The organism is Campylobacter sp. 1569 (assembly GCF_024723675.1).
Lineage (GTDB): Bacteria > Campylobacterota > Campylobacteria > Campylobacterales > Campylobacteraceae > Campylobacter_D > Campylobacter_D jejuni_C.
Genome location: NZ_JANQDB010000070.1, coordinates 1 through 289, shown reverse-complemented (window position 1 = coordinate 289; position 289 = coordinate 1). Strand labels below are relative to the sequence as shown.

General features: G+C 24.6%; 1 pseudogene. It reads left to right on the top strand.

Features of this window, described 5'->3' with window-relative positions:
- Positions 1–289, top strand: a pseudogene (locus CAMP5060_RS08220) (capsular biosynthesis protein); the annotation flags it as partial.

Here is a 289-nt window from a genome sequence, read left to right as displayed (position 1 = left end):
AGGAATTTTAAATTGCTTTAAAAAAGAAAAGCCACCTTTTCAAATAGCTTATATAGAAGATTATGATCCATATAAAGAGCAAATTTTAATTACTTACTATACTGGAGATGATAAAGATATTGAAAGTATACTTGTTGATGGAGAAGAAGTATGTGCAGATTATGAAAAGATAGTAAAGTATGATTTTTTAGATAGGGTGTTTTGTTATCAAAAAAGACTATGGATATCTATACCTAAAAACTCTAAAAATAAATTAGAAATATTTGTTAACAATGAACAAGTTATGATT